General features: G+C 64.7%; 15 protein-coding genes and 1 tRNA gene. 12 read left to right on the forward strand and 4 right to left on the reverse strand.

The window, feature by feature from the left end:
• From QN357_RS13640 to QN357_RS13655, 4 genes are all read left to right on the forward strand, one after another.
• Positions 1–210 (forward strand): hypothetical protein (locus QN357_RS13640; RefSeq protein ID WP_323504609.1); only part of this gene is annotated, 210 nt, incomplete at its 5' end.
• 68 nt (positions 211–278) lie between these two features.
• Complete coding sequence (locus tag QN357_RS13645; RefSeq protein ID WP_323505021.1) at positions 279–491, forward strand: hypothetical protein; 213 nt, start codon at positions 279–281, stop codon at positions 489–491.
• A gap of 1 nt (position 492) precedes the next feature.
• A complete protein-coding gene (locus tag QN357_RS13650; protein ID WP_322135604.1) occupies positions 493–717 on the forward strand; it encodes a hypothetical protein in 225 nt (74 codons plus the stop codon).
• 165 nt (positions 718–882) lie between these two features.
• Positions 883–1479 carry a DUF3105 domain-containing protein gene (locus tag QN357_RS13655; RefSeq protein WP_322135603.1) on the forward strand — a complete coding sequence of 199 codons (597 nt, stop codon included), beginning with the start codon at positions 883–885 and terminating at the stop codon, positions 1477–1479.
• Positions 1480–1637: 158 nt separating this feature from the next.
• On the opposite strand, the gene QN357_RS13660 is transcribed toward QN357_RS13655, so the two are convergent.
• The 4 genes from QN357_RS13660 to QN357_RS13675 form a co-directional block, all read right to left on the reverse strand.
• Positions 1638–2351: a GAF and ANTAR domain-containing protein gene (locus QN357_RS13660; protein ID WP_134447439.1), complete on the reverse strand. Its 714-nt coding sequence runs from the start codon at positions 2349–2351 to the stop codon at positions 1638–1640.
• Entirely contained in the window at positions 2344–3036 is a 693-nt protein-coding gene (locus QN357_RS13665) for a GAF and ANTAR domain-containing protein (protein WP_134560796.1), read from the reverse strand. Before QN357_RS13665 ends, QN357_RS13660 begins: the two co-directional genes overlap by 8 nt.
• A 221-nt stretch (positions 3037–3257) precedes the next feature.
• A complete protein-coding gene (locus tag QN357_RS13670) occupies positions 3258–3596 on the reverse strand; it encodes a hypothetical protein (protein WP_134559357.1) in 339 nt (112 codons plus the stop codon).
• 221 nt (positions 3597–3817) lie between these two features.
• Positions 3818–3890: transfer RNA gene (locus tag QN357_RS13675), tRNA-Glu, on the reverse strand.
• 137 nt (positions 3891–4027) lie between these two features.
• On the opposite strand from QN357_RS13675, the gene QN357_RS13680 reads away from it, so the two are divergent.
• The 8 genes from QN357_RS13680 to QN357_RS13715 all read left to right on the forward strand — a co-directional run bounded on the left by QN357_RS13680 (position 4028) and on the right by QN357_RS13715 (position 13023).
• Positions 4028–4666, forward strand: a complete 639-nt coding sequence (locus QN357_RS13680) for an MBL fold metallo-hydrolase (protein WP_134447433.1) — start codon at positions 4028–4030, stop codon at positions 4664–4666.
• Positions 4667–4894: 228 nt separating this feature from the next.
• Positions 4895–5617, forward strand: a complete 723-nt coding sequence (locus QN357_RS13685) for an ABC transporter ATP-binding protein (protein WP_134447432.1) — start codon at positions 4895–4897, stop codon at positions 5615–5617.
• Positions 5614–6915 (forward strand): ABC transporter permease, encoded by a 1302-nt coding sequence (locus QN357_RS13690; RefSeq protein ID WP_134447431.1) that lies wholly within the window; start codon positions 5614–5616, stop codon positions 6913–6915. Before QN357_RS13685 ends, QN357_RS13690 begins: the two co-directional genes overlap by 4 nt.
• Complete coding sequence (locus QN357_RS13695) at positions 6908–7606, forward strand: helix-turn-helix domain-containing protein (protein WP_323505023.1); 699 nt, start codon at positions 6908–6910, stop codon at positions 7604–7606. The genes QN357_RS13690 and QN357_RS13695 overlap by 8 nt, the downstream gene beginning before the upstream one ends.
• Positions 7607–7803: 197 nt before the next feature.
• Positions 7804–9096 carry a glycosyltransferase gene (locus tag QN357_RS13700; RefSeq protein ID WP_322135602.1) on the forward strand — a complete coding sequence of 431 codons (1293 nt, stop codon included), beginning with the start codon at positions 7804–7806 and terminating at the stop codon, positions 9094–9096.
• Positions 9093–11099 (forward strand): right-handed parallel beta-helix repeat-containing protein, encoded by a 2007-nt coding sequence (locus QN357_RS13705; protein ID WP_322140868.1) that lies wholly within the window; start codon positions 9093–9095, stop codon positions 11097–11099. The genes QN357_RS13700 and QN357_RS13705 overlap by 4 nt, the downstream gene beginning before the upstream one ends.
• Entirely contained in the window at positions 11099–12199 is a 1101-nt protein-coding gene (locus QN357_RS13710; RefSeq protein WP_134559363.1) for a right-handed parallel beta-helix repeat-containing protein, read from the forward strand. Before QN357_RS13705 ends, QN357_RS13710 begins: the two co-directional genes overlap by 1 nt.
• Positions 12200–12540: 341 nt before the next feature.
• Positions 12541–13023, forward strand: coding sequence for a hypothetical protein (locus tag QN357_RS13715; protein WP_323505024.1), 483 nt, complete (start codon positions 12541–12543; stop codon positions 13021–13023).
• Positions 13024–13038 lie beyond the last annotated feature (15 nt).

The raw sequence follows: 13038 nt of genomic DNA on the forward strand, positions 1-13038 counted from the left end.
CTGTCCGACCCCGACCTGGTCACTTCGAAAAAGTACCACGCCAACGAATTCGGCATGATGGGCACCAGCACCGATGGCCACAGCTTCATCCTCGTGGGACCCGACGGCACCATCAAATGGCGCGCCGACTACGGCGGAGCTCCGAAGTACACCATGTTCGTGCCCGTCGACCAGCTTCTCCTCGACCTGAAGACCGATACGACGTCATGATCACCCTGACCCTACTCACTCAAAGCGACTGCCCCTCCTGCATCGCAGGAAAGAGAGTACTTGCCGAATTGTCCGCCGAATTCGCCCTCCAGATCGACGAGGTCGACGTGAACAGCGACACCGGCCGCTCGATCGCCCGCGAGCAGCGCCTGGCCTTCACCCCCGGGCTCGTCGCCGACGGCCGGCTGATCGCGCACGGGCGTCTGTCGACCCGCGCCCTCCGGCGGAAATTCACCACCATGGTCGAAACCACCGAATCAACCCAACCAGAAGGATCCTGACATGCAGCAATTCCTGTACATCCTCCCCGCCCTGATCTGCCCCGTCGGCATGGGCCTGATGATGTGGTTAATGATGCGCGGACGCGGCCACGGCCACGGCCACGGTAAAACCGTCGACGGTCCCGAAGAACAAGAACTCGCCCGCCTGCGCGCCGAAGTCGCCGCCCTCCGTCCACACGCCGCGGCATTCGATGAACGCCACCCCGGCACCGGACCGACCGCGTGATCAAGGCGCTACAGGACACCATCGGGTATATTTCACCTGACCCGAAGGACAGCTGACATGCCTCGTGAAATATCCGACCACTCTGACGATCACTCAGCCAATGAAGGTCACGAATCTGCGCCCGCGACTGTCGAACAGCAACGAGCCGTTCGCCGGGCAGAAAAAGTGGAGACACTACGGCGCGAACAATCCAAAGCGAAACGGAACCGGAAGATCGGAATCGCCGCAGCCTGGTCCGCTGCAGGGATCGTCGTCATCGTCATCGTCCTCGTCGTCACAACCACCGGCGCCCCCAAGAACGCCGCGGCACCGACATCCGTTGACGGCGTGCAGACCTTTCCAAACCAGACATCCGAGCACGTCACCGGGACCGTGAAATACGACCCGCTGCCACCGGTGGGTGGAGACCACTCCGTCACTCTCCTGAACTGTGGCGTGTATTCCGAGAACGTCCCCAATGAGAATGCGGTGCACTCTCTCGAGCACGGCGCCGTCTGGGTCGCCTACGACGCTTCAACGGTGACGGGTGATCAACTCGCAGCGCTGCGCAAGGTGATCCCCTCCACATACGCGATCCTCTCTCCGTTCTCCGGTCTCCCGTCGTCGATCGTCGCATCGGCATGGGGCGCGCAGCTCGACATCAGCGACCCTTCCGACCCCCGGCTCGCGGCATTCATTGCCCAGTACCGCGGGGCCACAACCGCTCCGGAACCGGGTTCGCCCTGCACCGTCGGCCTTGACGGTCCCGGCAAAGTGTCCTGACCCAACGCGATCCGGATCCCGCTCGATTGTCTTCCGAGCGACACACATCGGGTTCGGCTCGCCAACCAGGAGCACAGCATCGCCTGGACCCCTTCAGGCGATATGCGTCCGGCCCCTCACCGCGCGCGAGCCACCGAGGCGAACTCGGGCCGGAGGCCTCAGATCACAAGGGTCTGGTCAACGAGACCTTGGGCCACTCTCGACAACAGCAAGCGGTTGGTTCGGGCGTACGTCCGCAGCAGGATGAACGCTTCCTCCATGGAGATGCCGCGAGAGTGCGCAAGCACGCCTTTGGCCTGTTCGATCACCACTCGGGACGTCAGTGCGTTGGTGAGCTGTTCGCGAACGGACATGCTTTCCCGAAGCGTGCGTTCCTGCAGGATTCCAATCGTGGCCACGTCGGCTAGCGCCTGTGCGGCTCGAACGTCTCGGGGCGGCAAGGCTCCGGGAACGCTGGACAGCAGGTTGAGTGCACCGATCGTGGTCTCGCGCAACCGCAGTGGTATGGCGAAGACGGCAGCGAATCCCTGTTCCCGGGCGCTGTCCCGAAAACGTTGCCACTCGGGAGGGCTGTCCTCAACGTCCGGCAGCGATACGACAGAGCCTGTCGTGAAGGATTCCACGCAGGGGCCCGCACGGGCACTCAATTGCATGACTTCGACGAGCCTGCTCGCCTCACTGGTCGAGGCGATCACCTCCAACTCGCCGTCGGCATCCGCCAGGAGGATGCCCGCCGCCGAGATGTCGAAGAGATCCGCGCAACTCTCGACCAGCGTCTGCAGAAGATCGACCACGTCATAGTCGGCCACGAGGGTGTCGGCGAGGGTCGCGAACGTGTCGATCAAGCGATCCTCGCGGGTGCTGTCAATCATGAGACCCTTCGATCTGCTTTTCGTTCACGGCAAAGCTCAATCGACGGTCGATGATCTCGGCTGAAATGTCGAGCATGGATCGTCCGGCGGCGAACGCATGTCCCTGGATCACGAGGAAGGCATCCGTGGCGGGAATGCCCAGCTGCGCCAGGACCATGCCCGTGGCCTGATGGATCTCCCGACGAGAGAATGCCCGCCGGGTGGCCGTGTCGGCCTCACCCACGAGGTCACTTTCGGACAGCCGGAGAGCTCGAGAGAGAACCATCCGGCTCACCACGGTTGCGAGGATCTCGATGTGCCGGATGTCTTGCTCACCGAGGCGAAACGGGTGGTTCGTGTACAGGTCGATCGCCCCGATGCGCAGCGGGCCCAGCATCAATGGAAAAGCAAAGAGCGCACCGAAATCTTCGGCGATGATTGCTTCCGAAAAGGCCGGCCACACGTGGTTGGGCCGTTCACGGATGTCCGGCTCCAGGACTGGCGCCGCAGTCTCCAGCGCGTCCCAGCACGGGCCCTCACCAAGATCGAATTGCAGCTCGTCGAGCCGGAACGATTGCGCGTCGCTCGCGGAAATTGTTTCAGCGGCGAGAATGTGGCCGAACGTGGAGATGGACAGCCCGTCGACAGGCAACAGAGCCAGAAGGGGCTCATACAGGCGCGATTCGTCACCCGTCAGAGCGTTCAACGAGTCCTCCGTCGCGGCTAGTCGGTCAGGCATCGACATCGCACCCGCGATTCTTACTACCTGCTTGGTTCACGCGCCTCCGTTGCATATCCGCAACGTACTCCACCGACTTCGGAATAACATCAATCGGCACAAACAGATTCGCATCGTCACGATCCCGACCCCCGTTGGCTACACCAGGGAGACGTGCCGTTCGCGGTCTGGCACCTACTTCGTCATCATCAGAGATCGTCCAGGTCCGGGTCACTCCATTCGCAGTCCGGGACTGCGATCGTTTCCAGGTACCCGTTCTGGCTCGGGGCGGAAGCCAGCACTTCGAGATTCGAGAGGTGAGTGACGGTCTCCGACGCATCGGGTTCAGGCCACGGTGATTCTTCTGGAATGACCAGGAACGGGCTTGCCGGTGCGAGGAGCAACGTTGCAGTCACGATCGTGCCGTTGATGAGAACAACGGGAATGCGCGCGACCGCGGAGCAGCTCTTGACATTGAGGACGACCAAAAGGGCAACGAGTGCGTCACCGATTCGATCTGCCGTCAAGAACGAGGCGCCACCGAACATAATTCGTCTCATGCTCCCACGCTGAACTCGTTTGCGGCCGGGCACAAGGCCTTGCACGCCCGTGCTGGGCTTGGGGCGCCTGACAGTGTCGCAACGGCCCTCGATCAGATGGCCTGCAAATCGGATATTGCCAGAATATTGCCAAACCCGAAAACGACCCTTCCGGGGCGCTTAAACAAGAAAGCCCGGTTCCCTCTATTTTCAAGGGAACCGGGCAATTGTGACCCCAGCGGGATTCGAACCCGCGTTACCGCCGTGAGAGGGCGATGTCCTAGGCCGCTAAACGATGGGGCCGTTTTTGCAACTTACCGAGTATGCCACACGGATCGGGTCCGCTCCAAACCGAGCAGACGACACGGCACGTCGTCGGCTTGCATCACCCGGCCATCTGGGTATTAGCTCGGTCCAGACACCCGACAGAACGGACCGAAATGAAACTGACCAAGCTCGAGCACGCGGCCCTGATCGTCGAAGTAGCGGGACGCAAGCTCTACATCGATCCGGGTTCCTACACGACGGCAGTGACCGACACGGCACGGGCGGATGCCGTCGTCATCACACACGAGCACCCGGACCACTGGACCCCCGAACAGCTCGACCGCATCATCGCCTTCAGCCCCGATGTGCGGATCTTCGGACCGGCGGGGGTCGTCGCAGCGGCATCGGGATACCCCGTCGAAGTCGTCCACGACGGCGACACCGTGACGGTCGGCGAGTTCACCCTTCGCTTCTTCGGGCGCACCCACGCCGTCATCCACTCCTCGATCCCCGTGATCGACAACGTGGGCGTGCTCGTCAACGACCGGTTGTACTACGCCGGCGATTCCTTCACGGTCCCGGCAGGAGTGGATGTCGACACGCTCGCCGTTCCGGCCGGCGCGCCCTGGTTGAAGATCAGTGAAGTGATCGACTACGTGCTCGCCGTGAAGCCGCGCCGCACCTTCCCGACCCACGAAATGCTGCTGTCGCGCGCAGGCAAGGACCTCTCCAATCTGCGTATCACCGCGGCGACCGAACAGGTCGGTGGGGAGTTCTTCGCCCTCGAACCGAACGAGACGCTCGACCTCTGAACCGCACCGGCCGACATCCGCTGGCGTGACACCCGGAATGCACGTCGTACGCTGGGATGACTGGGAGATGAATGTCGGCTGGTTCCCAGTCGTCTCCCAGCGAGCGCCGTGAATGTGCAGCTACTGTAAATTTATTGTCTGCGCACTGTTTTCGCCAGCATCCGCTGGCCATGACGGCTTCCGCGGGTCGAGCGAAGCGCTCCAGCCACCCAACGAAGGAAAGCCAGCATGAGTGTTCCCGTCCTGTCCGCGCAGGTCATAGGCAAGTCCTATGGCAGTGGAGCCAACCGCTTTGATGCGCTCAAGGGCGTTTCCCTCGACATCCAGGCGGGCGAGTCCGTCGCCATCGTCGGCAAGAGCGGCTCGGGCAAGTCGACGCTCATGCACCTTCTCGCGCTCCTCGACGATCCAGACTCCGGCGTTCTCCTCGTCGAAGGCACAGATGCCAAGAAGCTCAAGGCGAAGGAACTCAACCGGCTCCGCAACCAGGACTTCGGTTTCGTGTTCCAGCAGTTCTTCCTCACCGCGAATGCGACTGTGCTGGAAAACGTCGTCCTTCCCCTCACGATCGCCGGCGTCGGGGCCAAGGAGCGCAAGTCCCGCGGCATGGCCGCACTGGAACAGCTCGAACTGGCCGACAAGGCCAAGAACAAGGCGAAGAACCTTTCCGGTGGCCAGAAGCAGCGCGCGGTCATCGCGCGCGCGCTCGTGAACAACCCCAAGGTCATCTTCGCCGACGAGCCCACCGGAAACCTCGACTCCGCCACTGGAGCCGTCGTGGAAGACATCCTCTTCAAGCTCAACAAGGAGAACGGCATCACGCTCATCATCGTGACCCACGACACAGAGCTCGCAGCCCGCTGCGACCGCCAGATCTTCATCCGCGATGGCCTCGAAGAGACCGCCGACTCCCCCACGGGAACCCACAAGAGAGGCGGGGCCCACTCGTGAAGTTCCTCGATATCGTCCGCTCCGCCATCCAGAACAGCTTCCGCAACAAGCTCCGCACCGGTCTCACCGTCGTCGCCATCTTCATCGGCGCCTTCACGCTGACGATCACGAGCGGCATCGGCACCGGCGTGACCGCCTACATCAACGGACAGGTTTCGGCGATCGGCGCCGCCGACGTGCTCACCATCACCAAGGCAGCGGATGCGACGGCCACGGCCAGCGACGGACCGGCTGCCTACGACCCGAGCAAGTCCACGACCGTGAGCCTCGGCAACGGGTCGCGCCCCGGCTCGACCATCCAGGCGCTGACCACGGCGGACCTCGCGAAGATCAAGGCGACCGCAGGCATCCTGAGCGTCGACCCCGCCGTGCGGGTTTCGCCGGACTACGTCGAATATGCCGGAAACGGAAAGTTCGAGCTCACGGTCAGCCAGACCGGGACCATCACGACGGCAGACCTCGCCGCGGGGGCTCAGCTCGACAACAGCAGTTCGAGCGACCAGCTCCTCCTGCCGACGACCTACCTCGACAACCTCGGCTACGCGGACGCCAAGGCGGCCGTCGGCACAACAGTCAGCATCGGCATCACCGACTACACCGGAACCCAGCAGACCGTCACGGCCACCGTCGTCGGCGTGCAGAACGAGACGCTCCTCGGCAGCGGAGCCGGGCTCAACCGGAGCCTCGTCGCCCACCTGCACACCGTCGCAACCACCGGTGAGCCCGCTGGAGTGTCCGCCGGCTATGCGACCGCGGTCGCGCACTTCGACGTCTCGGCGACGAAAGCACAGATCACCGCGATCAAGGATGACCTCAGCGCGCAGGGCTACTCCTCGCAGACAGTTGCCGACACGATCGGCGCCTTCGAGACCGTGATCAACGTCATCATCGGCGTGCTCAACGCTTTCGCAGTGATCGCCCTGATCGCCGCGGGATTCGGCATCGTCAACACTCTCCTGATGAGCGTGCAGGAACGTACCCGCGAAATCGGGCTGATGAAGGCCATGGGCATGAACGGCGGCCGCGTCTATGCCCTGTTCAGCATGGAGGCGGTCTTCATCGGCTTCCTCGGCAGCGCACTCGGCGTCATCGCGGCGATCGGTGTGGGTTCGCTCATCAGCAACCTCCTCGCGAACGGGATATTCTCGGCCCTGCCCGGTCTCCAGGTCGTGCAGTTCGCTCCGGCCTCGATCGCCATCATCGTCGGCGTGGTGATGCTGATCGCGTTCCTCGCCGGCACCCTGCCTGCGAGGGCCGCCGCACGTCAGAACCCCATCGACGCGCTGCGGTATGAGTAGCTCCGCGGCATCCACGCAGAGCACCCCCACCGGCCCGGGGCCCGACGAGGGGCTGCGCGCCCGCAAGCGCGCCGCCACCCAGGCCGCGCTCGAAGCAGCCGCGATCAGCCAGGCCAGTGAACACGGGTACCACCACGTCACCGTCGACATGATCTGCGAAGCAGCCCAGGTCTCCCAGCGCACCTTCTTCAACTACTTCGCGACGAAGGAGGCCGCCTTCCTCGGAGCGTCCCCTCCCATTCCGTCCGAGGGCGCGGTGAAGAGATTCATCACGGGCAACCGTGGATCCGTGCTCGCCGAACTCGTCCTGATGATCGAGTCCGCGATTGTCGCGAGCGAGCCGGACCGCGACGTTCTCCGGGCCAGGCGCACGCTCATCGAGAACACCCCCGAATTGTTCTCAAGCGAGATCATCCGTCTTGCCGAACTCGAAGACCGGCTCGCGGGCATCGTCCTCCAGCGTTTCGAGGCCCGCGGGCGCACGGAGGCGACCACGCCGGACATTCTCGACGAGGCGCACATGGTCGTCGGTCTGGCGGTCAGCATCCTCCGCTTCGCGATGCGCAAGGCATCGGAATCCGACTACTCCGCCGATCCCCGTGCCATCCTGCGCCATGCCATCGGGCTCGTCGAGCGCATCACCGGGGTCAATCCGTTCACAACGGATGCCCGTGAACCTCGGAGAGACTAGCTCACGGTAAGAGCTCCCTGTGTATCCACACAGTGCGGTTGCAAAACGTGAGGAATTGTCTACTTTGGTTCAGTAGAGACCTCACGCCGCGCTACTGAGTGCGAACGGAATGTCGCAACTGAATCACCGCACACCTTCGACGAGTCAGCCCGTGGTAACGCTGACCAGCACAATCGAGCACAAGGAACCCGATCCCTATGCCACCAGAAACGACAGTGTCCGCTGACCCCGGCTACGCGTTCGACTGGGGCGCCATCGGGAATGCGGTTGTGCACGACGCGGCAGTCGTGGTTTCCTATTTTCCCCTGGCGATTGCGGGAACCATCGTCTGGGGACTCTGGCTCTACCGCTTCATTCTGTCGCATCGGGCCCCGCCGATCGTCACCGACTTCCGGACGTCGACCTCCGTGATCGTGCCCTCATTCCACGAGGATCCGGACATCCTGTTGAGCTGTCTCGATACGTGGCGGGCCCAGAATCCCGACGAGATCCTGATCGTGCTCGACGTCGCGGACGTCGACACCTACGAACGCATCGTCCGGATCGGCGATCCACGTGTCCGGCCGATCCTCTTCCACCACGTCGGCAAGAGGTCAGCACTCGGGGCCGGGATCAGGGAGGCGAGGCACACCCTGCTCGTCCTGACCGACTCCGACACCTGGTGGGAGCCTGACCTGCTCCGGAACGTGCAAATGCCCTTTGAAGACCCCTTGGTCGGGGCGGTCGGCACCCGGCAGAACGTCTACCAGAGCGGCACGAGCGTCTGGCGACGGATCGCAGACTGGCTGGTCGACCTGCGCTACCTCGACTACGTCCCCGCCATGGGACGGGCAGGGGCTGTGCCCTGCGTGTCCGGACGGACCGCGGTGTACCGCCGTGCCGCGGTCCTGCCCGTGCTCGACCATCTCGAGAACGAATTCTTCCTGGGCCGACGCTGCATCTCCGGCGATGATGGCCGGCTGACGTGGCTCGTGCTCGCCTCGGGCTACAAGACCGTGCACCAGGCATCCGCGCGCGCTCTCTCGATGTTCCCGACCGGCTTCCGTGCGTTCGTGAAGCAACGCGTGCGCTGGAGTCGCAACTCCTACCGGTGCTACCTCACGGCCATGGCCAGGGGCTGGCTCTGGCGGGTACCGTTCATCACCAAGGTGACCGTCCTGCAGATCCTCCTCACCCCGCTCACGATGGGTATCACCCTGTTCTACCTGGTCTTCAGTCGCCTCGAGTTGAGCGTCGCCGGGTTCGCGGCAGCCATCGGCTGGCTGCTTCTCGGCCGCGGCATCCGTGGGATCTCACACCTGCGCCGCCACCCGAAGGACCTGTTGCTCCTGCCGCTGCTCGCCCTCGCCGTCATCCTCGTCGCCCTCCCGATCAAGACGTATGCCCTCGTCACCATGAACAAGCAGGGCTGGCTCACCCGCCACAACGACACCATCGGCGGTGACGGCCAGGACGCGCGCACCCTTACCCAGGCGGCGGTGGCCCCGTGACCCGGACCAGGGTTGCGCCGGTCCGGGTTCCCCGCACCCGGACACCGAGGGTGACGGTGATCGCGAGCAGGCACCGCCAGTCGGGGCGTCCTCCCGGCGCACGTTTCGTGCTGCTGGGCATGCTTGCCGGCATCCTCGCCGGGGTACTCGCGGCAGCGCTCATCCTCGTCGCAACGGGAGTGTTCCGCTCCCCCACGAGCGCCTTCGGGCGGGCCGAGATCGCGCGCAACGGAAATGTCCAGGGCGTGCTCTATCCCGGAGACCCGACCCGCGAGACGAGCCTCGTGAACGCGGAGAAGGCCCGGCTCAGTTATGTCCGCAGCGTCTCGGCATCCGCCCAGTGGCGGGTCGCCGGGATCCAGGGCCCCTACCGACTCACCACGGGCAGTTCCGTGACTCTCGTCCTGCCGGCCCGTGCACAGCCCTACCTCGTGTCCGACCTGCTCACCCTCGCCCCGACGACCTTTGTGCGGCAACCGGACGGCGGTTATCTGCTCTCCGAGAACATCGTCGTCCTGACCGGCGCGACCCTGTCTCTGACCGCGACGGATGGGCTCACCCTGCGGCTCCGCAGCGACCCGAGCACGTTCGTGTCCGTGATCGGACTCGGCGGCTCCGTCCTCATCAACGGCACGGCGACGGCCCCCGTGGCGATCGAGAGCTGGAACACCCGGACCGGGGCGGTCGACACCGACACGTCCGACGGTCGCGCCTATCTCCGGATGATCGACGGCACGGTCTCGGTCGGGCACGCGCGCATCGCGAACCTCGGGTTCTGGAGCGGGGAGACGGGCGGGCTCGCGCTCTCAGGGACGGATGCCTCCGGTACGGACACGTCAGGAGCCGACGGCTCGGTCACGGCGGATGCTTCCGGCACGGCCGATACCTCCGCCCCGGCCGGCGCAGGCCCGCTCGCAGGCGCCCCTCTCGCCGGCGCCCCCGTGCTCCCTCCCGAACTCCTGCGTGCTCCCGCCGGATCCGTCGCCTCGAGCGGGCCCTCCGCAGCGACCCTGTCCGCCGGGTTCCAGGACGTCACGATCGACGGCAACGCCTTCGGTCTTTTCATCACGCACGCCGCCGGCGTCACCATCACCGACACCCGGATCATGAACAGCCTCGTCGACGGCCTCGTCTTCCATCGGTTCGTTACCGACACGACGGTAACCCGGACGAGCTCCGTCAACAGCGGCGTCGACGGATTCACGGTGGCCAGATCGAGCTCGGGGATCATGTTCGACCAGATCACCGCAACGGACAACGGGCGTAACGGAGTGTCGATCGACGGCCGCTCGCTGGCCGACGGTCCGAGTGCCATCGGAACCGGTGTGGAATCCTTCGGTTCGAGTACAGTGACCCGCAGCACGGTCGAAGACAACCGGAGGTACGGGATCGAACTCAGCGGAGGTCAGGCGCTCGGGGTGTACTCGAGTCTCATCGCACGCAACGATATGGGCATCGTGCTCGACGACGGGGCATCGGGTGTCGTCGTGGCCGGAAATACCCTGAAGGACCAGGCCCGCCAGTCGATCGCGATCCGGGACCGGGTCACCGACACGAGTGTGCGCAACAACGCGATCAGCGGCAGCCAGACCGGCGTGTACGTTCGAAACGCCGGTGCCAGTGTCACCGACAACACCATCCGAGCCGTCTCCAACCACGCCGTGAGCCTCGTCGGGGACGCCAGGTCGGTGAGGGTCGTGAGCAACGCGCTCTCGGGCTCCGGCGCCGTTCCGGTGTGGGACGAGACCTCGTCGGGGGCCGTCGTCGCAGGCAACAACCTCGCCGGCTGGCAGCGCGCGACGACGGCAATCACCGTTGCGCGGTTCGTGTTCCAGCCACTCACCGTGGTCTGGCTGTTGCTCGCGCTGTTGCTTCTCGTGACGGCACTCACCCGCAGCGGTCCCCAGTTCGGTGCGATCCGGCATCCGTACGCCGAGCGTGTACCGCTCACGTCGCTCTCACGCGGCATCGTTTCGCGCGAGTCCGTCGGCGGCGCCCCCTGATGCCCGATAGCGACGACCGGGCGGATGCCCCGGCGCGCCGCCGCACGCCGTCGCGCCTCCAGTGGGTGCTCACCGTCGGCATCCTCGGCCTTGCGATCATCGGCGTCGCCGTCATGGCCATCGTCGCCATCACCGGCCAGACCCAGAACATCACCCAACCCACCTCACCCCCGTCGACGGCACAGGCTCCTCCGGTACCAGAGACCGTGGCCGGCTGCCCGCCGTTCACGGTCACGGTGACGACCGCGCGCGAGCTTCAGGCGGCCCTCGACGCTGTGAATCCCGGGACCGTGATCGGTCTGGCCCCCGGCGTCTACCAGGGCACCTTCACGCTCCGCAGTGGAGGCACCGCCGATGCGCCGGTTGCGCTCTGCGGCACGGCAGGGAGCATCCTCGACGGTGGCGGCGTGCAGGGCGGATACGTGCTTCACCTCGATCGGGTCGCCTACGTGCACCTGGTCGGGTTCGCCGTACGCAACGGCCAGAAAGGCGTGATGGCGGACCAGACCCGGAACTCGCTCATCCAGGGCCTCCAGGTATCCCAGATCGGCGACGAGGCGGTGCACCTCCGCAACAACAGCACAGACAACCGCGTCGCCGACAACCAGATCAGCGACACCGGCCTCCGCCGGCCGAAGTTCGGTGAGGGCATCTATGTCGGAACGGCCGAGAGCAACTGGTGCGACGTGAGCGGGTGCGAGCCGGACCGGAGCGACCGGAACACGATCATCGGCAACAAAATCTCGGCGACGACCGCGGAAAGCGTCGACATCAAGGAGGGCACAAGCAACGGAATCCTCCAGCAGAACAGCTTCGACGGTTCGGGAATCACCAGCGCCGATTCCTGGGTCGATGTCAAGGGCAACGGCTGGATCATCGATGGCAACACCGGCGTCAACTCGCCGATGGATGGGTTCCAGACGCATGAGATCCTCGACGGCTGGGGTGTGGGCAACACCTTCCGTAACAACGAGGCCACGGTGAACGGCCCCGGCTACGGCTACGCGCTCAAGCCGGCCAACAACAACGTAGTCGAGTGCAGCAACACGTCCGCCGACGCCGGCGAGGGTTCCTCGAACGTCCGGTGCGCCGACGGTTGACCCCCGGGAAAACCAAATGTTCATTTGAGTTTTCCTCAGGACCGTGTATCGTCGTGTGAACTAAACGTTCCAAGTTTCCGGCAGCATTCTTGCCGTAATCTGCAGGCTGCTGTTGATCCCCGCCCCGCCTCTGCCATCGTGCACGCGACCGGTTCGGCTCCTGTCTTATTACAGGGTGCTGCCGATGTCACTTGCCTTATTCTGTCGACGCTTTCGTACCGTCGACGACGTTCCGTAGTGCCCTGTCCACTCCGACGGGGAGTTGTCGATCTCGTGGTCCACCCGAGGTTCGACCGGTTAGGCATTCTTCCTGTTCCACACCACAGGAAGCTGCTGATTTCGTGCTCCACTCATTCACCCACCCGTCCCGCTCATTCCCACTCTCCCCCGACACCCGGCGACTTTCGCCGCGCCGCATCGCCGCAGCCGCCCTCCTGACCGGCGCCGTCGCGGTGGCGGGGGTCGTGCTCACCCCCGGACCGGCCCACGCCGCCACGGTCACGAACGTGTCGACATCCGCTCAGTTGAAGACCGCACTCGGCAACGCGAAGCCCGGCGACACCATCCACCTCACGGACGGCACCTACACCGGCAAATTCGAGGCCTCCTCCGTCGGAACAGGTGCGGCGCCGATCACCCTCACCGGTTCACGAGCCGCCGTGCTCACCACCGGGTCGACCGGTTCCGGTTACGCTCTGCACGTCACGGGAGGACACTGGAACCTCACGGGGTTCCGGGTCGACAAGGCCGCCAAGGGCATCGTGACGGCGCTCAGCGAAATTCCCCAGTCCTGCTCATCGAAGCTCCCCAGGTCGCGGGGTTAGATTAGCGGAAGTTTG

The organism is Cryobacterium sp. RTC2.1 (assembly GCF_035018685.1).
GTDB lineage: Bacteria > Actinomycetota > Actinomycetes > Actinomycetales > Microbacteriaceae > Cryobacterium > Cryobacterium glucosi.

Excerpts from the sequence above, each read along its gene's own strand:
- QN357_RS13650 (WP_322135604.1), top strand. The coding sequence starts at position 493 with ATGCAGCAATTCCTGTACATCCTCCCCGCCCTGATCTGCCCCGTCGGC.
- QN357_RS13660 (WP_134447439.1), bottom strand. The coding sequence starts at position 2,351 with ATGATTGACAGCACCCGCGAGGATCGCTTGATCGACACGTTCGCGACC.
- QN357_RS13685 (WP_134447432.1), top strand. The coding sequence starts at position 4,895 with ATGAGTGTTCCCGTCCTGTCCGCGCAGGTCATAGGCAAGTCCTATGGC.
- QN357_RS13695 (WP_323505023.1), top strand. The coding sequence starts at position 6,908 with ATGAGTAGCTCCGCGGCATCCACGCAGAGCACCCCCACCGGCCCGGGG.
- QN357_RS13680 (WP_134447433.1), top strand. The coding sequence starts at position 4,028 with ATGAAACTGACCAAGCTCGAGCACGCGGCCCTGATCGTCGAAGTAGCG.
- QN357_RS13700 (WP_322135602.1), top strand. The coding sequence starts at position 7,804 with ATGCCACCAGAAACGACAGTGTCCGCTGACCCCGGCTACGCGTTCGAC.
- QN357_RS13670 (WP_134559357.1), bottom strand. The coding sequence starts at position 3,596 with ATGTTCGGTGGCGCCTCGTTCTTGACGGCAGATCGAATCGGTGACGCA.
- QN357_RS13710 (WP_134559363.1), top strand. The coding sequence starts at position 11,099 with ATGCCCGATAGCGACGACCGGGCGGATGCCCCGGCGCGCCGCCGCACG.